The organism is Stenotrophomonas sp. 10N36 (assembly GCF_056395005.1).
Genome location: NZ_JBFTIS010000004.1, coordinates 190,598 through 212,527 on the forward strand (window position 1 = coordinate 190,598; position 21,930 = coordinate 212,527).

The window sequence follows — 21,930 nt, forward strand, 5'->3', positions numbered from 1 at the left end:
ATCAGGGAATAGGGCGCGCAACGCTGCAAGGCGGCGCGTCGGATCGATCGGCTTCGACGATGCGAGGATCGCCGTGGCTATCCCGTCAAATGATAACAGGTCGCATTCGCGGATTCCCGGTCGTGGTGGCGTGTCATTCATCGGCGCGCGGCGGCCAGGACGCGCGGCTCCCCTGCACGCGGGGCATTGATGTCGATCAACCCGTGCACACACCGACCCGACTAAGCTGGGTCCACTCCCACCGCGGCCTTTGCAATGGCGTTACTTCCTCCCGCAGCAGCCCTTCCCGGCATCGTCGCCGACATCGCGCACGGCCTGCCGGTGCAGATCATCAGCCTCACCGGCGAGATCTGGAGCGGCGACGTGCGCGAGATCAGCCTGCCGGGCAGTGAAGGGCGTTTCGGCGTGTTGGCGCAGCATGCGCCGCTGCTGGCGACCTTGCGCGAGGGCATGGTGTCGGTATTTCCGGTCGGGGCGGAGCCGCCGCTGCATGTGTATGTATCGGGCGGGCATGTGGAAGTGCAACCGGGCAAGGTGATCGTGCTGGCCGACCTGGGCCTGCGCAGCGAGAACCTGGACGACGCCCGCGCCCGTGCCGCGCGTGAGGCGGCTGCATCGCCGATGGCCACCGAGATGACCGACCCCGACAACGCCAAGGTGCACGCCGAACTGGCGCTGCAGCGCCTGCAGCAGCTGCGCTCGCTGCCTTTCAAGTAATCCCGCACCCGCCGCAAGGACTCCGCGATGCTCAAGCGACTGCAGGACCTGTTCCGCTACTTCAACGGGGCGGTGCCGTTCCGGCTGGTGCCGGCCCTGATCGCCACGGCGGTGCTGGTCACCCTGTTGCTGCTGCCCTGCCCGGCCGGGCTCACGCCCAAGGCCTGGGGGCTGGTGGCGATCTTCCTGACCACCATCGTGGCGATCATCCTCAAGGTGATGCCGATCGGGCGTCCAAGGGCGCCATCACCGACGCCCTCAGCAGTTTTGCCAGCCCGCTGATCTGGCTGATCGTGGTGGCGATCCTGATCTCGCGCGGCCTGAAGAAGACCGGGTTGGGCAGCCGCATCGGGCTGATGTTCATCGCCCTGCTCGGCAAGCGCACGCTGGGCGTTGGCTATGGCCTGGCGGTGTGCGAGCTGGTGCTGGCGCCGTTCACGCCCAGCAACACCGCCCGCGGCGGCGGCATCGTGCACCCGGTGATGCGCTCGATCGCCAACGCGTTCGATTCGGACCCGGCCAAGGGCACCGAAGGCAAGGTCGGCACCTACCTGGCCCTGGTGAACTACCACGCCAACCCGATCACCTCGGCGATGTTCCTTACCGCCACCGCGCCCAACCCGCTGGTGGTGGACTACGTGGCCAAGGCGACCGGCCAGCAGTTCCACCTGACCTGGACCACCTGGGCGCTGTGCATGCTGGTGCCGGGGCTGGTCTGCCTGCTGCTGATGCCGCTGGTGATCTACCTGTTGTCGCCACCGCAACTGAAGGCCACGCCGAACGCGGTGGACTACGCGCGCGCCGAACTGGCGCGGATGGGCCCGCTGGCGCCGAAGGAGAAGGTGATGATGGGCACCTTCGGCCTGCTGCTGGTGTTGTGGGCGAACGTGCCGGCCATGCTGTTCGGGCCGGCGTGGACGCTGGACCCCACCGTGGTCGCCTTCCTGGGCCTGTTCGTGCTGATCATCACCGGCACCATCGACTGGGACGACGTGCTGTCGGAAAAGAGTGCGTGGGACACGCTGGTGTGGTTTGGCGCGCTGGTGATGATGGCCGAACAGCTCAACAAACTCGGCGTGATCGGCTGGTTCTCCGAGGGCATGAAGGGCGCCATCGTGGCCAGCGGCATGGGCTGGGAAGCCATCGCCGCGGTGCTGGTGCTGGCGTTCGTGTTCTCGCACTACCTGTTCGCCAGTACCACCGCGCACATCAGCGCGATGCTGCTGGCCTTCCTCGGCGTGGGCGCCCTGCTGATTCCGGCCGAGTACGTGGTGCCCTTCATGCTGATGATGACCGCCGGCTCGGCGATCATGATGACGCTCACCCATTACGCCACCGGCACCTCGCCGATCATCTTCGGCAGTGGCTACGTCAGCCTGGGAACGTGGTGGCGCGTCGGGTTCGTGATGTGCGTGTTCGAGCTGGTGGTGTTCGCCGTGGTCGGCGGTGCGTGGTGGAAGGTGCTGGGATACTGGTAGAGCCGACCGTTGGTCGACTGCCGTTCGCCTGATCGTAGATAGACACACGGCGGCAACACGCCGCACGCCGCACACCGCACACCGACGCAGCCGACCAACGGTCGGCTCTACCGGGGAGCAATCGGCTGCGGCGTTTGGTCACGCCGGTGACCGCCTCAACCCAACATATGATGTTGACGATGAGGAAGACCCACACTATGTTGTGTTCATCGGCTCCCCGCTTCCGCCAGGCCCGGTTCCCCGTCATGCCCCCGCAGGCCACCCCGGCCGCCCGGCATGACCGCCCGAACAGCGCCTGGAAGCGAGTGTATTACCCGGACCCTTCCGGGGATGATCCCCCTGCCTCCATGACGCCCGCCCGTTCGTCGCGATGCTCGCATCGCGACGCGACTCCTGCGTACCGCATGGACTGACAATGATCACCGAAGACAGCACCCTTACCCACGCCGCCGCCGCACTGGAATCCACCGTTGCCAGCAGTGGCGATGGCCTGTGGATCAGCAAGGAAGGCGGCAACCGGCGCATGCCGTTCGAGCAGGCCCGCCTGCTGCGCTCGATCCAGGCCGTGCACGCCGAGTTTCCGCAGCTGGACCTGGCCGATTACCAGCGCGCCGTGCTGGCGCTGGTGCATCGGCGCGAACAGCTGAGCGCCAACGAACTGGTGGACCTGCTGATCCGCGAAGCCGAATCGCGTATCGATCTGGTGGCGCCGGACTGGGAGCACTTCGCCGCGCGGCTGTACCTGCGCCGTCTGTACAAGCGCGCCAGCAAGAACCGCTTCTACGACGCCAGCCTCAGATACGGCTCGTACGTGGGGCTGCAGGAAAGCCTGGCCGATCGCAACGTCTACTCGATCGACATCCTGAAGGCGTATTCCAAGGAAGAGCTGGAGGAGGCCGGGGCGATGATCGACCCCGAACGCGACCTGCTGTTTGCGTACAACGGCCTGTACCTGCTGGCCACGCGCTACCTGGCCACCGACCCGTCGCGGGCGGTGTACGAACTGCCGCAGGAGCGCTGGCTCACCATCGCGCTGTACCTGATGCAGAACGAACACCTCAGCGGCGACCGTACCCGCGCGCGGCGCATGCGCCTGGTGCGCGAGGCCTACTGGGCCCTGTCCAACCTGTACATGACCGTGGCCACGCCCACCCTGGCCAATGCCGGCAAGACCGGCGGGCAGCTGTCGTCGTGCTTCATCGACACCGTGGACGACAGCCTGCAGGGCATCTACGACTCCAATACCGACGTGGCCCGCGTGTCCAAGCACGGGGGCGGCGTGGGCGCGTACCTGGGCTACGTGCGCTCGGCCGGGTCGGCGATCCGCGGCGTGGCCAATTCATCCGGCGGCGTGGTGCCGTGGATCAAGCAGCTCAACAACACCGCCGTCAGCGTGGACCAGCTTGGCCAGCGCAAGGGCGCCATCGCGGTGTACCTGGATGTGTGGCACCGCGACATCGAGAGCTTCCTGGACCTGCGCCTGAACAATGGCGACCAGCGCCTGCGCGCGCACGATGTGTTCACCTCGGTGTGCCTGCCCGACCTGTTCATGGAGGCGGTGGAGCGGCGCGGTGACTGGTACCTGTTCGACCCGTACGAAGTGAAGCGGATCAAGGGCTGGTACCTGCAGGACTTCCATGACGAACAACGCGGCCAGGGCAGCTTCCGCGACCGCTACGCCGAGGTGGTGGCCGACGAACGCATCAGCCGCCGCACGATCAAGGCCATCGACCTGTTCAAGCGGATCATGGTCAGCCAGCTGGAGACCGGCAACCCCTTCATGTTCTACCGGGACGAAGTGAACCGGATGAACCCGAACAAGCACGCCGGCAAGGTGTATTCCAGCAACCTGTGCACCGAGATCCTGCAGAACATGAGCCCCACCCGGCTGATGCAGGAGATGATCAGTGGCGACCAGATCGTCACCACCCGCCAGGCCGGCGATTTCGTGGTGTGCAACCTGTCCTCGATCAACCTGGGGCGTGCGGTCACTGCGGCGCCGGACCTGCTGTCCAGCGATGTGCTGGAGCGGCTGGTGCCGATCCAGGTGCGCATGCTCGACAACGTGATCGACCTCAACCAGCTGCCGGTGCCGCAGGCCACCATCACCAACCGCAAGTACCGCGCGATCGGGCTGGGTACGTTCGGCTGGCACCACCTGCTGGCGCTGAAACAGATCGACTGGAACGACACCCAGGCCGAAGACTATGCCGACAGCCTGTACGAGCGCATCAACTACCTGGCCATCCAGGCCAGCATGCGCCTGGCCGAGGAAAAGGGCCGCTACAGCACTTTCGTGGGCAGCGACTGGCAGACCGGCGAGTACTTCCGCGCGCGCCACTACGACAGCCCGGCCTGGCAGGAACTGGCCGCGCAGGTCAGCGTGCACGGGCTGCGCAACGGCTGGCTGCTGGCGGTAGCGCCCAACATGAGCACCGCGCAGATCGCCGGCTCCAGCGCCTCCATCGACCCGGTGTACGGGGCGTTCTACTACGAGGAAAAGAAGGACTTCCGCCGCCCCGTGGCCGCGCCCGGGCTGTCGCTGGACACCTACCCGTACTACGAAAAGGGCGCCTACCGGCTGGACCAGTTCGCCAGCATCCGCCAGAACGCGCGCCGCCAGCGCCACGTGGACCAGTCGATCAGCTTCAACCTGTACGTGCCCAGCACCATCCGCGCCAGCACCCTGCTCGCGCTGCACATGAGCGCCTGGCGTGAAGGCCTGAAAACCACCTACTACGTGCGCTCCAACGACATCGACATCGACGAATGCGAATGGTGTGGTAGCTGACGACCGTTGGTCGTCAACCATGCATACATGCGCAACCCGACAACCAGGACACCCCATGGCAACACCGCTGGAACGCATCAAGATCCTCGAACCGCGCCACCCCAACCGCTCCACCGGCATCATCAACGGCCGCACCAGCGGCATCCTGAACTGGAATGACATCCCCTACCCGTCCTTCTACCGGGCCTACAAGGAGCTCTCGACCAACTTCTGGATCCCCGACGAAGTGGACATGAAGGGCGACGCGCGGGGCTACGGCGAGCTCAATGCGAGCGAAAAGAATGCCTACGATTCGATCATCGGCCTGCTGGCCACGCTCGACTCGCCGCAGACCCGCTTCATCTACAACGTGGCCGAGTACATCACCGACCCAGCCGCGCACGCCAACGCCGCGATCATCGGCCAGCAGGAGGTGATCCACAACGAGAGCTACAGCTACGTACTGGCCTCCATCGCCGGGCTGGCCGACCAGAACCGCGTGTTCGAAATCGCCCGCACGCATCCCACCATCCTGGCGCGCAACCAGCCGATCATGCAGTCCTACGACGACTTCATGCGCGAGAAGACCGCCGAGACCCTGATCCGGTCGCTGATCCAGTCGTCGATCCTGGAAGGCATCAACTTCTATTCCGGCTTCGCGTTTTTCTACAACCTGGTCCGCCAGAACCGCATGACCGGCACCGGCAAGATCATCAGTTTCATCAACCGCGACGAACTGGCCCACACCAAGTTCATCAGCGAACTGATCCGCGCCATCATCGGCGAGAACCAGCAGCTTCAGGGCGACCAGCTCACCGCTTACGTGCACGACGCGTTCGAGCATGCCATCGCGCTGGAAACGCGCTGGACCGGCGAGGTGCTGGACGGCATCGACGGCATCGACGTGGACGAAATGATCCGCTATGTGAAGTATCGCGCCAACAAGATGGCCGGCATGCTCGGCATCGAGAAGCTGTACAGCGACACCAACGTCAACGTGATGCCGTGGATCAAGGCCTACGCCGACAATTTCACCGAGACCAAGACCGACTTCTTCGAAATGCGCAACGCCAGTTACAAGAAGACCAATTCGGACAACGGCTTCGACGACCTGTGAACCGCCCATGCGCATCCTGCTTGCCTATGCATCGCTGAGCGGCAACACGCGCGAGGTGGCGCAGCTGGTCGCGGCGCGCTGCCAGGCCCTGGGCCACCCGCTGCAGCTGCTGGACGTGGACGGCGATACCGCCGCCGCGCTGGCACAGCCACGCGATGCGCTGCTGCTGGGCTGCTGGACCGACAACGCCGGCCGCACCCCGGAGGAGATGAAGGCCTTCGTGGCCACGCTGCGCGACACCGCCGGGCTGCCGCCCGGTGTTGGCGTGGCCGTGTTCGGCACCGGCGAAACGCAATGGGGCCCGGAGTACTACTGCGGCGCCGCGCATCGCCTGGCACGCTTCTTCGGCTCGCCGCACCCGGTGCTGGAGATCGAGCAGATGCCGCACGGGCAGGCCGATACCCACGCCATCCACCAGTGGACCGACACCGTGTTGGCCCGCATCGAGACCTCTCCCCATGCAGATCCTGCACTCCGCCACGCCTGACGCCTATCACGCCGCCCTTCGCGACCATCCCACCGTGCTGGTGGATTTCCACAAGGACAACTGCCCCGGCTGCCGCATGCTGGACATGTCGCTGGCCAGCATCGCCGATTCACCGCGCGCCGCCGGCATCGTGCTGCTCAAAGTCCACCTGGAAACCATCGGCGAAGTGTTCTTCCGCAGCCTGGGCCTGCGTCAGACACCCACCCTGCTGCTGGTCCGTGACGGACACGAAGTGGCGCGGCTGCCCGGTTACCAATCGCCGAAGCAGATCGGCGACGCAATCGCGGCTGCCATGGCAACGTAACCCCCTTGGTAGGGTCGGTTCCCAAACGACCGCCGATAACCGCGCCGCGCACATTGCACGCATGACCCCGGAGCGAGGCCGCGCCTGCAATCACGCAACCGAACCGCATTACAAAAAACAGCCTACGTTCGACGGTCATGTCGCCACCGAACGGAGACCCGCCACGTGCAGTCGACCAAGGTTCGACCCTACCAGCACACGATACCGCGCAAAGTTTCAATGTCAGCCCGGCCATCCCCGGTAGGGTCGGTTCCCAAACGACCGCCGATAACCGCGCCGCGCACATTGCACGCATCACCCAAAAACGAAGCCGCGCCCGCGATCACGCAACCGAACCGCGTGCAAACACCGGCCTGCGTTCGAACGTCATGTCGCCGTTGAACGGTGACCCACCACGTGCAGTCGACCAAGGTTCGACCCTACCAGCCGCCGGGTTCAACAATCTCGCCGGTAGGGTCGGTTCCCAAACGACCGCCGATAACCGTGCCACGCACATTGCACGCATGACCCAAAAACGGAGCCAGCGCCCGCAATCACCCCACCCGACGGCCCAGCAACCCCCGCCGCTTGAACCACCATTCCAACGGCAACGTCACCAGCGGCGGAACCGCAGCCAGCAACGCCAGCCCTGCCGCCCACCACGGCCAGCGCAGCCGCACCGCGGCCAGCACCGTCACCACCACGTACGCCATGAAGGCGAACCCGTGCACCGGTCCGAACACGCGCACGCCGATCGGGGTGGGATCGGCGGCGTGGTACTTGAAGTACATGCCGATCAACAGGCCGGCCCAAGTGAGCGCTTCAATGAAGGCAACAGTGGCGAAGACACGACCCATGGGGGTTGTCGGGGGAGTGGCGTTCAAATCAGGCTCGGCACGCAGGCATCAGGAGCGCCATGATAGCCGCGAACTGCGAATGCGACCCGTTTGCAGCCGTTCATCACACACAAAAGGGGTGCGCACGACCGCGCACGCCTCCCGGATTCAGACGAACATACCGCCCGACGCTTCCACCCGCTGCGCATTGATCCAGGCCGTCGACGGCGACAACAGTGCCGCGGCCACCGGTCCGATGTCATCGGGCTGACCGGCGCGCCCCAGTGCAGTGATCGAGGCCACCATGCCGTTGACGTGCTCGTCGTCGCGCACGCGGCCGCCGCCGAAATCGGTGGCGATCGCGCCCGGCGCCAGCGTGTTGGCGCTGATCCCGCGCGCGCCCAGTTCCTTGGCCAGGTACCGGGTGAACACTTCGATACCGCCCTTCATCATCGCGTAGGCCGAACTGCCCGGCAGCGAGAAGCGCGCCAGCCCGCTGGACACGTTGAGGATGCGCCCGCCATCGGCGATCAGTGGCAGCAGCGCCTGGGTGAGGAAGTACGGCCCCTTCAGGTGCACCGCTACGGCGTGGTCGAACTGCGCGGGCGTGGTCTCGGCGATGCTGGCGTACAGGCCTTCGCCGGCGTTGTTGAGCAGGCCCTGCAGCTGCGTGGCGCCCCAGCCCTGCAGGGTGTCGCGCAACTGGTCGGCGAACGCGGCGAAGCTGCCACTGTCGGCGACATCCAGCGGCAATGCCGCGGCGCGGCGGCCGAGCGCTTCGATCTGGGCGACCACCTGCCGGGCGGCGTCGGCCTGGCTGCGGTAGGTGATCACGATATCGGCGCCATCGGCGGCCAGCGCGAGCGCGGCGTTGCGGCCCAGCCCGCGGCTGCCGCCAGTGACCAGGACGATACGGGGGGAGCTGCTCATGTCGTTTCTCCAGCGGTAGGGTGTGGACACAGACTATTGATCTTGCGTGAGCGCATAAACCGCGCGATCCTGATTTGACTGTTCACCAATGACGAACAATCCATGGATCGCCTGGACCAACTGCGCAGCTTCCTGCGCGTCGCCGAACTCGGCTCGTTCACCGGCGCTGCCGACAGCCTGGGCCTGCCCAAGGCCAGCGTGTCGCTGGCCGTGCAGCGGTTGGAGGCGGAGGTGGGCGTGCAGCTGCTGCACCGGACCACCCGCCGGGTGCGGCTGAGCGCCGACGGCCTGCAGTTCCAGCAGCGCGCCCGCGACCTGCTGGACGACATGGAAGAGCTGCAGGGCATGTTCCGCCGCGACACCAGCCAGCTCAAGGGCCGGCTGCGGGTGGACATGTCCAGCGGACTGGCCCGCCAGCTGGTGATCCCGCACCTGCCCGGCTTTCTGGCCCGGCACCCAGGACTGGAGATGGAGCTGAGCGGCACCGACCGCCGCGTGGATCTGGTGCGCGAAGGCTTCGACTGCGTGCTGCGGGTGGGCAGCCTGGACGACAACACGCTGGTGGCACGCCCGCTGGGTGCCATGCAGATCGTCAACTGCGCCAGCCCGGCCTACCTGGCCACGCGCGGCACGCCGCGTACGCTGGCCGACCTGCACGCGCATGCCTTGATCCATTACGTGGGCACGCTGGGTCAGCGTTCGCCGGGCTTCGAATACCCCGATGACGCGGGCGGCTATCGCAGCCTGCCGATGCGCGGCGCGATCACCGTCAACAGTGGCGAGGGGTACACCGCGGCCGCCCTTGCCGGGCTGGGCATCATCCAGGTGCCGCGGCTGGGGGTGCGCCAGGCATTGGCCGCCGGCACCCTGGTGGAAGTGCTGCCCACGCTTGCCGCCGAACCGATGCCGGTGACGTTGTTGTACGCGCAACGCCGCCACCTGCCCCACCGGGTGACCGCGTTCATGGACTGGGTGGCCGGGGTGATCCAGCCGGAACTGCTGCGGGCGGACTGACGCCACCGGAAACACCGTGCACAATCACGCCGCCATATGTGCATGATCCTGCAACGCAAGTGCATGGTGATGTATATTCACCCTTCCGGCTGGGTGATTTCCTGCGTGATCTTGCGTGGTTTCTCCCATTTTCTCCCGAACGCCCAGAGCACCGTGCCATGCACCCCGAAGCCCTCCCCGGCGAACGCCAACAGACCATCCTGCAGCTGCTGCGCGAGCAGGGGCGCGTGTTCTCCGCCCAGCTTGCGTTGCAGATGGGCGTCTCCGAAGACTCGATCCGGCGCGACCTGCGCGATCTGGCCAGCCAGGGCCTGTGCCGCAAGGTGTACGGCGGCGCGCTGCCGGCGGCCCCGGAATTTCCGCCACTGGCCGACCGCCACGCCCTGCAGCGCGAACAGAAGCAGGCACTCGCCCGTGCAGCGGCCCTGCATGTGCGCCCGGGTGAGCAGGTGCTGCTGGATGCCGGTTCCACCAATAGTGCGATCGCCGCCTGCCTGCCCGACAACCAGGGCCTGCGGGTGATCACCAACGCCCCGGACATCGCGCTGCTGCTGATGGCGCGCAGCGGGTTCGATGTCACGCTGATCGGCGGCCGGCTGGATCCGCGGATCGGTGCGGCCGTCGGCGCGCAGGCGCTGGAAGCCATCGCCGCGTTGCGGGTGGATGTGTGCTTCATCGGCACCTGCGCGGTGGATGCCGAGGCCGGGCTGTGGGCCGTGGATGGCGAGGAGGCCGCGCTCAAGCGGGCGATGCTCGCCGCCAGCAGCCGCTGCGTGGTGGTGGCCAGCAACGAAAAGCTGGGCGCGCAGGCATCGCACCGGATCGGCACGGTTGAACGGATCGACGTGCTGGTACTGGAGGCCGATGCCCCGCCGGCGCAGGCCGAGGCGTTCGCGCGCCGTGGCGTCGACATCCACCACGCCGATGCGGAGTGAGCCCGATATGTCCACGCTGACCCACACGTCCCTGGCCGGTACCCGCGTCGAACAACACGCCACCCGCGCCGCCTTCTTCCTGCCCGGCTTCGCCACCGCGGCCTGGGCGCCGCTGGTGCCGTTCGCCAAGACCCGCACCGGGCTGGATGAGGGCTCGCTGGGCCTGGTGCTGCTGTGCCTGGGCGCCGGTTCCCTGCTGGCGATGCCGCTGGCCGGCATCTTCGCCGCCCGCCACGGGTGCCGCGCGGTAATGATCGGCACGCTGCTGCTGGTGATCGCCAGCCTGCCTCTGCTGGCCATCGCGCCATCGCCGTGGACGCTGGGCCTGGCCCTGTTCGTGTTCGGCGCCGGGGTGGGCGCGTGCGACTGCACGATGAACATCCAGGCGGTCATGGTCGAGCGTGACAGCGGGCGGCCGATGATGTCCGGTTTCCACGCCTTCTACAGCATCGGTGGCGCGGTGGGTGCCGCGGCGATGACCGCCCTGTTGGCGCTGCACCTGCCGCCGTGGCTGGTCTGCCTGCTGGCGGCGGCGGTGATGGCCGCGCTGTTGGCCTTCTCGCTGCCGTACTGGCGGCGCGACAAGGCGCCCGCTGGTGCGCCGGTGTTCGCCGTGCCGCACGGCGTGGTGCTGGGCATCGGCGTGCTGTGTTTCGTGGCCTTCCTGGCCGAGGGCGCCATGCTCGACTGGAGCGCGGTGTTCCTGCACGAGGTCCAGCACGTGCCGCCGTCGCATGCTGGCCTGGGCTTCATGACCGTTGCCATCGCCATGACGGTGACCCGTCTGGTCGGTGACGGTGTGGTGGCCGCGCTGGGGCGGCACCGGGCGATCCTGCTTGGCAGCCTGGTGGCGGCCGGCGGTTTCGCACTGGTCACCTTTGCCACGTTGCTGCCCCTGGCCTTGCTGGGTTACGCGCTGATCGGGCTGGGCTGCGCCAACACGGTGCCGGCGTTGTTCTCGATGGCCGGCAACCAGAAGGCGATGCCGGAGAGCCTGGCAATTCCGGCGATCACCACGCTGGGCTACGCCGGCGTGCTGGCCGGCCCGGCGTTCATCGGGTTCGTGGCGCAGGCCAGCAGCCTGGTGTTCGCCTTCTGCCTGGTGGCCATTGCACTGGCGGGCATCGGGGTGGCGGCACGCTGGGTGCGGGCCTGAGTCGCGCCTGCAGCACGACCGGCGCAGCGCGGGCGGTACCATCGTGGTACCGCCTACCGGGTCCGCGCCATGAGCACCCTGCCCTTCGATCCCCGCCCGCGCCGCGCCGCCTTCCGCGCCCTGCATGAGGACGGCTGTTTCGTGTTGCCCAACCCCTGGGACGTGGGCAGTGCGCGCTACCTGCACGGGCTCGGGTTTGCCGCGCTGGCCAGCACCAGTTCCGGTGTGGCATGGAGCCAGGGCAAGCCGGACGGCCAGCTCTCACTGGATGAGACGCTGGTCCACCTGCGCGACCTGGCCGCTGCCACGCCGCTGCCGGTGAATGCGGATTTCGGCGATGGCTTCGGCACGGATCCCACCGCGGTGGAGCGCGCCGTGGAGCAGGCCATCGCCACCGGCGTGGCCGGACTATCCATTGAAGACGCCCGTGGCGATGCCGCCGCGCCGCTGCGACCACTCGACGAGGCGGTGGCGCGGATGCGCGCTGCACGGGCCGCCATCGACCGCAGTGGCGAAGACGTGCTGCTGATTGGCCGGGCCGAGAACTTCTTTGTCGGCCGCCCGGACCTGGACGATGCCATTGCCCGGCTGCGCGCCTACGCCGCAGCCGGCGCCGACTGCCTGTACGCGCCGGGCATCAGCACGCGCGCGCAGATCGAGGCGGTGGTTGCCGCCGTCGCCCCCAAACCGGTGAACCTGCTGGTGGGCAGCGCCGTGCCGTTCACCCTGCAGGATATCGCCGCCATGGGCGTGCGCCGGGTCAGCGTGGGTGGCGCCATGGCGCGCAGTGCGTGGGGCGGGATGATGCGGGCCTCGACGCTGCTGGCCAACGAAGGCCGTTTCGATGGCTTCGCCGATGCCGCGTCGGGTGCGGCACTGAACGAGCTGTTCCGTTGAGCACCCTCAGTGGCTGGACAGTACCACCACCGCGCCGGTGACCAGCGCGATGCCGACCCAGCCGATCGGACGCAGGCGGTTGCCGAACAGCACCCGGCCGCAGAGCGCCGTGCCGATCACGCCGATCGCGCCCCACATCGCATAGGCGGTGGCCAGGTCCATGCTCTTGACGGCCTGGCCGAGCAGCGCGAACGCCACCCACACCATCAGGATGGCCGCGATGCCCCAGCCCGGCTTACGGAAGCCGTCGGACTTGGCGACCATCATGTTGGCGGCGATGTCGATCAGCGCCGAGCAGGTCACGAATAGGAAGGCGGTGAGGTTCATGCCGTGTGCTCCTCGCCCAGGGTGACGCAGACGATGCCGGCCGCCGCCATCAGCAGGCCGATCACCTGCTGCACCGACAGGCTGTCCTTGAACACGAACAGGCCGACCAGGGTCAGCAGGGTCAGGCCCAGGCCTTCCCACACCGCATAGGCGACACCGACCGCGATGCCCCGCACCGACAGCGCGAGGAAGTAATACGAGATGGCCAATGCCACGGCCATGACCGCATACCCGAGGTAGCCGCCGTGGCGGGCGGCGTCGGCCATGAACGCGGTGCCGACCACTTCGGCGACGATCGCCACGGTCAGGCAGGCCCAGGCGATCAGGCCGCCACGGGCACGGGGTTGGGAATGCACCTGTGTGTGCATGGGAAACTCCTTGAGGGTGATCCGGCGGGGCGTAGGCACCGACCGTCGGTCGGTACGGGCAATTGAGACGCTCGCACTCCGCCGATGTCTTCATTATCATCGACGTTTCCATCACACCAAAGATGGAATCCATCGACAAAGGCGATACATCCATGCGCTACGGCCCGGAATCCCTGCACGCCTTTGTTGAAGCGGCCGCGCTCGGCTCGTTCTCCGCCGCGGCTCGCCGCCTGAAAAAGACCCAATCGACCATCAGCACGGCCGTTGCCACGCTGGAGGCCGATCTGGGCCTCACCCTGTTCGACCGCAGCGGCCGCTACCCGGTGCTCACCGACGACGGGCGCAAGGTGCTCGGTCACGTGCAGGAGATTCTTGCCGCCGCCGAACGCCTGGAACAGCTGAGCATCCGCCTGGGCGACGCGGTGGAGCCGCGGCTGACCGTGGTGTTTTCCGACATCTACCAGCTCAACCCCGACCACCACCTTCTGCAGCGTTTCGAACAGCGCTTTCCGGACATTGAACTGGAATGGCTGGATGCCGAAGGCAGCGACGTGCTCGATGTGGTGCAACGGGGTCGCGCGCATCTGGGACTGGTGCCGCAGCAGGCGCAGTACCCGCCCGACCTGACTGTCCGTGCGCTGCCGCTGCGCGCGGAAATGGCGGTGTTCGTGGCGCGGCAGCATGCGCTGGCGCAGATCGATGCCGCGGACGAGTCCCACCTGGCGGGCCATCGCCGGATCTGCCTGAGCGGTGACGATCAGCGCAGCGGCCCGGCCCGGGGGCGCAGCTGGTCGGCGTCGGATTACCTGATGGTGCTGGAGATGGCCGAAGACGGCTTCGGCTGGGCCGAACTGCCGCGCACCCTGGTAGCGCGGTACGGACGCGGGCAGCTGGTGGAACTGGCCCTGCCCGGCTGGCCGAAGCTGGTGGCGTGCGACGCGGTGTGGCGCAAGGGCGAGACCCTGGGCCCAGCCGCACTGTGGCTGCTCGACGAATTCCTGCACCGCACCCCGTAGAGCGGGGCTCTGCCCCGCTGCGCTTCGCGCTGAAAGGCAGCCGGGCAGAGCCCGGCGCTACGGCAATTCGTTCAACGCATCCCGCGTAGAGCGGGGCTCTGCCCCGCTGCTCTTGGCGCTGAAAGGCAGCCGGGCAGAGCCCGGCGCTACGGGGCAATTCTTCAACGCATCCCGCGTAGAGCGGGGCTGTGCCCCGCTGCCTTTCCGCCGGATTCTGCGCTTGCCGGGCAGAGCCCGGCACTACGTGGCGCTGGGATCGCCTGGAGCCGGCCAGCGGCCGGCACTACCTGTGGGCGAGCGCGTAGTCGATGGCGGCGCAGATCGCGGCTACCTGCGCATCGTTGCACTGCTGCGGGGTGGCGCGCGGGCTGTCCGGGTAGACCTCGGTGGTGGTGGTGTAGGTCGCGCCGGTGATGCTGGCGCACAGGCCCAGCTTCTTCAGCGGGTACTCGATCACGCCCGGGGCCACCACCGGCGAGCCGATGATCTCGCCCTTGTCATCGGCCGGGGCGATGTGGGTCACCTGCTCCACCGCTGCGTTCACCGCCGTCTGGAACGCGGGCTGCGGATTCTCGCTGTCGTCCACCAGGTAGAAGCCGTCGGGAATCAGCCCCGGTTCGAACGGCTTGCCATCGCGCGCGGCCAGCGCGGGACGGAACTCGGTTTCGTCGCTGTCGGTGGTTTCATGCAGGTCGATGTGCATCACCATGCCGGCGCGCAGCGGTGCCACCAGCGCCATCAGCGCCGCCGATTCCTGCGCCGGGCTGTTGGCCACGAAGGAGCGGTTGGGGTCGATCGCATCGGCGTTCCAGCGCTGCACGCGCTCGTAGCCCCACGGGCTCACACACGGCGCCACCAGCACGTTCGCGCGGCCGGCATAGTCCTTGGCACGCGTGGCCAGGAACTGCAGTGCGCCCTGCACGCCACTGGTTTCGTAGCCGTGCACGCCGCCGGTGACCAGCACGCTGGGAAGCGCCGGATTCCAGTTGCGGCTGCGCACGGCAAACAACGGGTACGCGTCCGGGGCGTAGTCCAGCGTGCCGTACTGCTCCACGTCGAAGTCCGCGCGCAAGGCGTCCACCGCCGGCACCACGTCGTCGGCATAGCGACGCTGCGGCACTTGCAGGGCACGCCACTGCGCCTTTTCCGCCGCGCCCCAGGGCTGGCCAGGGGTGCCGATGGGATGGAAGCGGGCGTCGGTCATGGCGTACTCGTCTGTGCAGTGGATCGGGACGCCGATTTTACCATCGCGGCCCGGGCCGCCTGTGCCACATCAGGCGGGCAGCTGCTGCAGTGCCGCGTCGATGGGCTGCTCACCTTCGGTGAGTTCGATGATGCGGTGCGTGAGCTGCGGGCGTTCGACCAATGCCACCAGCGTCGCGGCGACATCCGCCCGCGGCACCTCACCGTAGGTAATGGCCAGCCCGGCCTGGACGCGTCCACGGCCGGCCGCATCGGTGAGCGTACCGGGGCGCAGGATCACCCAATCCAGGTCGCTGGCGGCCAGGTACACGTCGGCGCGCTTCTTGACCGCCATGTAGTTCTCGAAGCCATCGCCCATCGCCTTGCCTCGCCCGGCCTCGGGAAATGCCGAGACCAGCAGGAAGCGTTTGATGCCCGCGTGCCGGGCGGCCTGCACGGCCAGCTCCAGCCCGGCACCGTCGATGGCGTTGGTCAGTTCGATGCTTGCCCCGCCCGCCCCTGCACTGAACACAACCACCTCGCTGCCGGCCATCTGTGCCGCCAGCGCCTGCGCATCGGTGTGGGTCAGATCGCCCTGCACCGGTGTGCCGCCCAGCGCGGCCAACGCGTCGGCCTGCTCCGGGCGACGATGCAGCGCCACCGCGCGGTGGCCGCGCGTGGCCAGTTGTTCGACCAGATGGCGGCCGACCTTGCCGGCAGCGCCGATGATGAAAACCTGGGCCATGCTGTTCTCCTGATACGTACCAGCACCCAGCGTAGCCACCGCGGCGTGACCATGCCGTGGCGCTTATGCCAGCGCAATCCAGCCGCGGAATCCCAGACCCTGGTAGAAGCTCTCGACGCGGCTGAAACCGGCCTCGCGCAGCAGTGCCTCGTCCTGCGCCGGCGACAGGATATGCACGTGCTCGGCCACGGCGGCACGCCCGTGTTCGGCCTGCTCCGGCGCGATGCCGGAGGACACCGCGAAGTCGGCGTAGCGTTGCAGCCAGCGCGCACGCGCGCCGTCGTGCTGGTCGAAGCTCATGTGCGCTACCACCAGCGGCGCGCCCGGGCGCAACCGCCGATGCAGCGCCGCCAGGGTCGGCACGCGTTCGTGCAGCGGCACGAAATGCAGGGTGAGCAGGCAGGCGGCGGCATCGAACGGCCCGTCAGGCGCCACGTCGATGTAGCCGTGGTGCAGGTGCGCGCGATGCGCATCCTCGCCCATCGTGCGCGCCGCCAGCGCCAACATCGCGTCCGACGGATCCACACCGTCGAAACGCCAGTGCGGCTGCGCCTGCGCGAAGGTGCGCAGCTCCAGGCCGCCGCCGGCGCCCAACACCAGCACGCGTGCATCGGCCGGCGCGGATTCGGCCAGCAGCTGCGTGCACATCCGCTGCAGATCGGCGAACCCCGGCACCAGCCGGGGTGGGCGTTCTGCGTAGCGGGCCACGGCATCGGGGTCGGCGTAGGCATCCATCGGGCGCACCTTATTTCATGTAACTGGTGTAGTTACATTAATGCCCGTGGCGTGCGATGTCACCCGCCGTTGTACTGGGCCTCACTGACCTGCTCCAGCCAGGTCACCGGCGAGCCATCGACCGCTTCGGCGATGGCGATATGGGTCATGGCCACCGTCGCCTTGGCGCCGTGCCAGTGCTTCACCCCCGGCGCGATCCAGACAACGTCGCCGGGGCGGATTTCCTGCACCGGCTTGCCCCACTCCTGCACGCTGCCCACCCCGGCGGTCACGATCAGGGTCTGGCCGAGCGGATGGGTGTGCCAGGCCGTGCGCGCGCCGGGCTCGAAGGTCACAGTGGCACCGCCCACCCGGGCCGGTGCGGCGCGCTGGAACGGCGCATCGATGCGCACCGTGCCGGTGAAATAGTCGGCCGGACCGGCCGCCGATGGGGTGCTGCCGGCGCGGGCGATCTGGATCGGGGCCGGGTCGGCCGGTGCGGTGGCGGCCACCATCGACAGCAGCGTGCTGCTCAACAGGTTCATGCGGAACTCCTCGACGTGGAAAACGGACCGCCCCACTCTAGTCCCTACCGCCCCCGCTACTGCCTGCCCCATCCCGCATGCAGCGATGAACATCGCTCATCAATCACCACCCGATGACGTCTTGTGCTCACCAGTGACCCGGACGCATCATGCCCAGGCATGAATCGCATGCGTGCCGGACGCCGCCGATGGCCCGCGAGAATTTCAACGACCTGCAGGTGTTCGTCGCCGTGGCCCGCGAGCGCAGCTTCACCCGCGCCGCCGCGCAGCTCGGCGTCTCGCAGTCCGCGCTGAGCCACACCGTGCGGGGCCTGGAGGAGCGCCTCGGGGTGCGCCTGCTCACCCGCACCACCCGCAGCGTGTCGATGACCGAGGCCGGTGAACGCCTGTACGACACCGTGGCCCCGCGCATGCAGGAGATCGAGGCCGAGCTGGTGGCCATCAGCGACTACCGCGACCATCCCGCCGGTACCATCCGCATCACCACCGCCGAACACGCGGCCAACAGCATCGTCTGGCCACGCCTGAGCGCGATACTGCCGGCCTACCCCGACCTGCGCGTGGAGCTCACCGTCGACTACGGCCTGGCCGACATCGTGGCGCAGCGGTATGACATCGGCATCCGCCTGGGCGGACGCGTGGCCAACGACATGATCGCCGTACCGATCAGCGGCCCGCAGCGCATGGCGATCGTGGCCAGCCCGGCCTATTTCGTCCATCACGTCGCGCCCCAAGCACCGGCGGATCTGGCCGCGCACAACTGCATCGGGCTGCGCCTGCCTACCCACGGCGGACTGATGGTGTGGGACCTGCAGAAAGACGGCCAGGAGGCCAACGTGCGCGTGGACGGGCAATGGACGTTCAACGGCAGCAGCGCCATGTTGCGCGCCACCCTGGCCGGCGCCGGCCTGGCCTACCTGCCCGAAGACATGGTGCTGGAACACGTCCAGGCGGGTCGCCTGCGCCGCGTCATGGACGACTGGTGCGACGTGTTCGACGGTTATTACGCCTACTACCCCAGCCGCCGCCAATCCTCCAGCGCGATGCGCGTGGTGATAGAAGCGTTACGCGCAGCCCGGTAGAGCCGACCGTTGGTCGGCTGCCGCAATGCGGGTATGAGCGACCGTTGGTCGGCTGTCGCAATCCCGGTAGAGCCGACCGTTGGTCGGCTGTCGCGGTGCCCGATCTGGAGCAGCCGACCAACGGTCGGCTCTACCTCAGGGGCGCAGCAGCACCTTGCCATTGCGGCCCGGTTCCAGGCTCGCAGCGGCAGCAGCCGCCACCTCGTCCAGCCCGAACACACCATCCACCGGCAGGCTCAGCCCACCGCGTGCGGCCAGCTGCAGCAGCTCACCCACCAGCCGGCGCTTGTCGTCCGGAGCCATGGCCTGGCTCACCTTGCTACCCCAGAACCCCTTCACCGTGGCCTGCTTGAAGATCACGTCGCCCGAGTTGAGCTGCATCGGTTCGCCGGTCATCGAGCCGAACGACACCAGCGTGCCGCCGTCACCCAACAGGGTCATCAGCTCGCTGCTGGCGCGCCCGCCCACCGAGTCGACCGCCGCAGCGATCGAGCCGCCGGCCAGCCGCGTCTGCACCTGCGCCATCCAATCCGACTGCGCGGTGGAAATCGTGTTGTCGATGCCCAGCGCCTCCATTTCCGCCACGCCGGCATCGCGCCGCACCAGGTTCACGCAGTGCACGCCGCGGGCCTTGGACAGCATCGCCAGCGCCTTGCCGACCGCGCCATTGGCCGCGTTCTGCAGGATCCACTGACCCTCGCGCACCTGCAGGAACTCCAGCAGCATCAGCGCGCTCAGCGGCATCGCGATCAGCTGCGCCGCGGTTTCATCGTCGATCGCATCCGGCATCGGAATGACCATCTTCGCCGGTGCGATGAAGTGCTCGGCCCAGGTGCCATGCACCGACGCGGCGCTCACCCGCTGACCCACCGCCAGGCCTTGAACGCCCTCGCCCAGCGCGTCGATCACGCCGGTTGCTTCACTGCCGCCAACCGCCGGCAGCGTGGGCTTGTAGCCGTACTTGCCGCGCACGGTCCACAGGTCATGGTTGTGGATGGGGGCCAGCACGGTGCGGATACGCACCTCGCCCGCGCCCGGCTGCGGGGTGGGTACGTCACCCCCGTGCAGCACGATGGTGGGATCGCCAAAGGTGTCATGCAATGCAGCGCGCATGGAAGTCTCCTGTTGCCAGTTCAATGGGGGATTGCCGGGCAGCACCCGGCCTTGCACGGGCACACACGGTGCCCGGAGACGCGTGACCTCAACGTCGATGGCGGTGCGCGGCCACGACCGGCACGGTCGGATGGCGCCACGCCCGCGTGCGCAGCAGCAACGTCTGCAGCACCAGCAGCGCGGCAACCGCCAGCGCCAGCACCGACACGGTATCGGCACCGGGCAGGCGCCAGCCCGACTGCTTCACGTACACACCGACCAGCGCCCAGACCACGGCCGCCGGATAGGCGAAATGCCCGCGCAGGCGCTGGTTCATCGCCCAGGCCAGCACCGTGGCCAGGGCCAGCAGCACCACGCTCCAGCCGAACATGTCGGCGGTCGGCAGCCACTGGTAGGCCACGATCACCTGGGCCGTGTTGAGGAAGGCGGCCATCGTCAGCCAGCCGGCATGCAGCGCCAGCGGATACGCCGCCCAGGCGCGCTGGCCGCCGGTGGCATCGGTGGGGGCAGCGCGCACGGCGGCCACCAACAGGCACACTAGCGCGGCCCAGATGATCGCCAGCGCGGGCAGGAACCACTCATTGGAAAACACCGGCATCCACGCGGCCGTCAGCGCGAAGCCCGCCGCCGCCCAGCCGCGCACGCCGGGCAGGTCCGGGCGGCGCCGGCGCAGCTGCCACAGCCCGAAGATCACGTCCCACAGGAAGATCACGCCCCAGATCGCAAACGCGTAGCCCGCGGCCACCAACAGGGTCGGATAGCGGTCGGAAATCGCGCCATTGGTCGGGCCGAATGCGCCGGATTGCGAGAACCACGACACCACCGGCATGGCCAATGCGGCCAACAACACGATCCAACGCATGCATCCACTCCAACTCAAAGAGCGCTGACGATACGCGGTTACCGGTTAAGGCGGTGGCATGGCCCCGATGATCGGGCACACCGGTGCAATCGCGAGGGGGCGTGCCAGCGCTTTACTGGCGCCGCCCGGCGTTTCGCCGCGGCCCCCACTGGACCGATCCGATGTCGTCATTTCTTCCCGATCGCCCTGGCGATCCCACCCGGCGGCAGTTCCTAGCCACCGGCATGGCCGTGTCGGCCGCGTTGATGCTGCCTGCGTTGCCAAGCCAGGCGTTTGCCTCGGGGCCTGCTGTGTCCCACCCCTACCCCCACCCCACCGGAGATACCCAGATGAGCAGCTACCACACCGTCAAAGACGGTACCCGCATCTTCTACAAGGACTGGGGCCACGGCCAGCCGGTCGTGTTCGCCCATGGTTGGCCGCTCAGCAGCGACGCCTGGGACCCGCAGATGCTGTTCATGGGCCAGCACGGTTACCGCGTGATCGCGCATGACCGTCGCAGCCATGGTCGTTCCACGCAGACGTGGGACGGCAACACCATGGACACCTACGCTGACGACCTGGCCTCGCTGATCGAGGCGCTGGACCTGAAAGAGGTCATTCTGGTGGGCCACTCCACCGGCGGCGGCGAGATCGCCCATTATATCGGCCGCCACGGCAGCAAGCGCGTGGCCAAGGCCGTGCTGGTGGGTGCGGTGCCGCCGCAGATGGTGGTGAGCGCCACCAATCCGGGCGGCCTGCCGATGAGCGTGTTCGATGGCATCCGCGCCGGGGTGGCCGCCGACCGCTCGCAGTTCTACCAGGACCTGACCACGCCGTTCTTCGGTGCCAACCGTGACGGCCACAAGGTCAGCCAGGGGATGCGCGACGCGTTCTGGCTGCAGGGCATGCAGGGCGGGCACAAGGGGCAGTACGACTGCATCCGCGAGTTCTCCGAGGTGGACTACACGCAGGATCTGAAGAAGATCGACGTGCCGACGCTGGTGGTGCATGGCGATGACGACCAGATCGTGCCGATCGATGCGTCGGGCCGGCTGTCGGCGAAGATCGTGGCCAATGCCACGTTGAAGGTGTACCCGGGCGCGCCGCATGGCCTGACCGTGACCCATGCCGATCAGTTCAACCAGGACCTGCTGGCCTTCGCCAAGGCCTGACCCAACGCCGCGATCGCCACGCGGGGCGCCGGGTTCTGCCCGGCGCCTTTTTTTGTTTTCCTCCCAAGCAGAAACGTGCCACGACGCTTTCCAGGCGCAGCCGGCGGCGGGTCGAGCGCTGGGCCCCCATGCCCTTTCCGGCGAATGTCGCCCGGCGTCGGCCTGCGGCCGCCACCTCCTCCTTTATTTCGCCTCCAAGGGC

At 67.9% G+C, this 21,930-nt stretch carries 24 protein-coding genes; 14 read left to right on the top strand and 10 right to left on the bottom strand.

Annotated elements, in window-relative coordinates:
* Positions 1 to 255: 255 nt before the first annotated feature.
* The 7 genes from atpC to AC1DCJ_RS06950 all read left to right on the top strand — a co-directional run bounded on the left by atpC (position 256) and on the right by AC1DCJ_RS06950 (position 6,873).
* Positions 256 to 717, top strand: a complete 462-nt coding sequence (gene atpC, locus AC1DCJ_RS06920; RefSeq protein ID WP_137189552.1) for an ATP synthase F1 subunit epsilon — start codon at positions 256 to 258, stop codon at positions 715 to 717.
* 27 nt (positions 718 to 744) lie between these two features.
* Complete coding sequence (locus AC1DCJ_RS06925) at positions 745 to 999, top strand: anion permease (protein WP_478070506.1); 255 nt, start codon at positions 745 to 747, stop codon at positions 997 to 999.
* Positions 1,000 to 1,013: 14 nt separating this feature from the next.
* Entirely contained in the window at positions 1,014 to 2,195 is a 1,182-nt protein-coding gene (locus AC1DCJ_RS06930; RefSeq protein WP_478070507.1) for a DASS family sodium-coupled anion symporter, read from the top strand.
* 415 nt (positions 2,196 to 2,610) lie between these two features.
* The gene (locus AC1DCJ_RS06935; RefSeq protein ID WP_478070508.1) at positions 2,611 to 4,986 is read left to right on the top strand and encodes a ribonucleoside-diphosphate reductase subunit alpha; all 2,376 of its coding nucleotides are present in this window, start codon (positions 2,611 to 2,613) and stop codon (positions 4,984 to 4,986) included.
* A 55-nt stretch (positions 4,987 to 5,041) separates the two neighbouring features.
* Entirely contained in the window at positions 5,042 to 6,082 is a 1,041-nt protein-coding gene (locus AC1DCJ_RS06940) for a ribonucleotide-diphosphate reductase subunit beta (RefSeq protein ID WP_478070509.1), read from the top strand.
* A gap of 7 nt (positions 6,083 to 6,089) precedes the next feature.
* Positions 6,090 to 6,569, top strand: a complete 480-nt coding sequence (locus tag AC1DCJ_RS06945; RefSeq protein ID WP_478070510.1) for a flavodoxin — start codon at positions 6,090 to 6,092, stop codon at positions 6,567 to 6,569.
* The gene (locus AC1DCJ_RS06950) at positions 6,541 to 6,873 is read left to right on the top strand and encodes a thioredoxin family protein (protein WP_478070511.1); all 333 of its coding nucleotides are present in this window, start codon (positions 6,541 to 6,543) and stop codon (positions 6,871 to 6,873) included. Before AC1DCJ_RS06945 ends, AC1DCJ_RS06950 begins: the two co-directional genes overlap by 29 nt.
* Positions 6,874 to 7,406: 533 nt before the next feature.
* Here AC1DCJ_RS06950 and AC1DCJ_RS06955 read toward each other — a convergent pair.
* Positions 7,407 to 7,709 (bottom strand): DUF3817 domain-containing protein, encoded by a 303-nt coding sequence (locus tag AC1DCJ_RS06955; RefSeq protein WP_478070512.1) that lies wholly within the window; start codon positions 7,707 to 7,709, stop codon positions 7,407 to 7,409.
* Between the two features lie 147 nt (positions 7,710 to 7,856).
* The gene (locus AC1DCJ_RS06960) at positions 7,857 to 8,618 is read right to left on the bottom strand and encodes an SDR family NAD(P)-dependent oxidoreductase (RefSeq protein ID WP_478070513.1); all 762 of its coding nucleotides are present in this window, start codon (positions 8,616 to 8,618) and stop codon (positions 7,857 to 7,859) included.
* Between the two features lie 102 nt (positions 8,619 to 8,720).
* On the opposite strand from AC1DCJ_RS06960, the gene AC1DCJ_RS06965 reads away from it, so the two are divergent.
* The 4 genes from AC1DCJ_RS06965 (at position 8,721) to AC1DCJ_RS06980 (ending at position 12,620) form a co-directional block, all read left to right on the top strand.
* The gene (locus AC1DCJ_RS06965) at positions 8,721 to 9,632 is read left to right on the top strand and encodes a LysR family transcriptional regulator (RefSeq protein ID WP_478070514.1); all 912 of its coding nucleotides are present in this window, start codon (positions 8,721 to 8,723) and stop codon (positions 9,630 to 9,632) included.
* Positions 9,633 to 9,790: 158 nt separating this feature from the next.
* Positions 9,791 to 10,567, top strand: a complete 777-nt coding sequence (locus AC1DCJ_RS06970; protein WP_448135889.1) for a DeoR/GlpR family DNA-binding transcription regulator — start codon at positions 9,791 to 9,793, stop codon at positions 10,565 to 10,567.
* Positions 10,568 to 10,574: 7 nt separating this feature from the next.
* Positions 10,575 to 11,723, top strand: coding sequence for an MFS transporter (locus AC1DCJ_RS06975; RefSeq protein ID WP_478070515.1), 1,149 nt, complete (start codon positions 10,575 to 10,577; stop codon positions 11,721 to 11,723).
* A gap of 69 nt (positions 11,724 to 11,792) precedes the next feature.
* Positions 11,793 to 12,620 (top strand): isocitrate lyase/PEP mutase family protein, encoded by an 828-nt coding sequence (locus AC1DCJ_RS06980; RefSeq protein WP_478070516.1) that lies wholly within the window; start codon positions 11,793 to 11,795, stop codon positions 12,618 to 12,620.
* Positions 12,621 to 12,626: 6 nt separating this feature from the next.
* On the opposite strand, the gene AC1DCJ_RS06985 is transcribed toward AC1DCJ_RS06980, so the two are convergent.
* Entirely contained in the window at positions 12,627 to 12,947 is a 321-nt protein-coding gene (locus tag AC1DCJ_RS06985) for an SMR family transporter (protein WP_137189562.1), read from the bottom strand.
* Positions 12,944 to 13,315 (bottom strand): DMT family transporter, encoded by a 372-nt coding sequence (locus tag AC1DCJ_RS06990; protein ID WP_478070517.1) that lies wholly within the window; start codon positions 13,313 to 13,315, stop codon positions 12,944 to 12,946. Before AC1DCJ_RS06990 ends, AC1DCJ_RS06985 begins: the two co-directional genes overlap by 4 nt.
* Before the next feature lie 152 nt (positions 13,316 to 13,467).
* Between AC1DCJ_RS06990 and AC1DCJ_RS06995 the strand changes: the two genes are divergently transcribed.
* The gene (locus AC1DCJ_RS06995; RefSeq protein ID WP_313422680.1) at positions 13,468 to 14,331 is read left to right on the top strand and encodes a LysR family transcriptional regulator; all 864 of its coding nucleotides are present in this window, start codon (positions 13,468 to 13,470) and stop codon (positions 14,329 to 14,331) included.
* A gap of 283 nt (positions 14,332 to 14,614) precedes the next feature.
* On the opposite strand, the gene AC1DCJ_RS07000 is transcribed toward AC1DCJ_RS06995, so the two are convergent.
* The 4 genes from AC1DCJ_RS07000 to AC1DCJ_RS07015 all read right to left on the bottom strand — a co-directional run bounded on the left by AC1DCJ_RS07000 (position 14,615) and on the right by AC1DCJ_RS07015 (position 17,517).
* On the bottom strand, positions 14,615 to 15,535 hold the full coding sequence (locus AC1DCJ_RS07000) for a M14 family metallopeptidase (RefSeq protein ID WP_478070518.1): 921 nt from the start codon (positions 15,533 to 15,535) through the stop codon (positions 14,615 to 14,617).
* A gap of 69 nt (positions 15,536 to 15,604) precedes the next feature.
* The gene (locus AC1DCJ_RS07005; protein ID WP_478070519.1) at positions 15,605 to 16,258 is read right to left on the bottom strand and encodes an SDR family oxidoreductase; all 654 of its coding nucleotides are present in this window, start codon (positions 16,256 to 16,258) and stop codon (positions 15,605 to 15,607) included.
* Between the two features lie 63 nt (positions 16,259 to 16,321).
* Positions 16,322 to 16,993 (bottom strand): class I SAM-dependent methyltransferase, encoded by a 672-nt coding sequence (locus AC1DCJ_RS07010; protein ID WP_448135896.1) that lies wholly within the window; start codon positions 16,991 to 16,993, stop codon positions 16,322 to 16,324.
* A 59-nt stretch (positions 16,994 to 17,052) separates the two neighbouring features.
* Positions 17,053 to 17,517, bottom strand: coding sequence for a (R)-mandelonitrile lyase (locus AC1DCJ_RS07015; protein WP_478070520.1), 465 nt, complete (start codon positions 17,515 to 17,517; stop codon positions 17,053 to 17,055).
* A 188-nt stretch (positions 17,518 to 17,705) separates the two neighbouring features.
* On the opposite strand from AC1DCJ_RS07015, the gene AC1DCJ_RS07020 reads away from it, so the two are divergent.
* The gene (locus AC1DCJ_RS07020; protein WP_038688158.1) at positions 17,706 to 18,599 is read left to right on the top strand and encodes a LysR family transcriptional regulator; all 894 of its coding nucleotides are present in this window, start codon (positions 17,706 to 17,708) and stop codon (positions 18,597 to 18,599) included.
* 135 nt (positions 18,600 to 18,734) lie between these two features.
* Here the strand turns inward: AC1DCJ_RS07020 and AC1DCJ_RS07025 are convergent, their stop codons facing one another.
* Positions 18,735 to 19,712, bottom strand: coding sequence for a zinc-binding dehydrogenase (locus tag AC1DCJ_RS07025; protein WP_428711392.1), 978 nt, complete (start codon positions 19,710 to 19,712; stop codon positions 18,735 to 18,737).
* Positions 19,713 to 19,800: 88 nt separating this feature from the next.
* Entirely contained in the window at positions 19,801 to 20,574 is a 774-nt protein-coding gene (locus AC1DCJ_RS07030; protein ID WP_478070521.1) for a hypothetical protein, read from the bottom strand.
* Between the two features lie 329 nt (positions 20,575 to 20,903).
* On the opposite strand from AC1DCJ_RS07030, the gene AC1DCJ_RS07035 reads away from it, so the two are divergent.
* Positions 20,904 to 21,728 carry an alpha/beta fold hydrolase gene (locus AC1DCJ_RS07035; protein WP_314405415.1) on the top strand — a complete coding sequence of 275 codons (825 nt, stop codon included), beginning with the start codon at positions 20,904 to 20,906 and terminating at the stop codon, positions 21,726 to 21,728.
* The last annotated feature ends 202 nt before the right edge of the window (positions 21,729 to 21,930 follow it).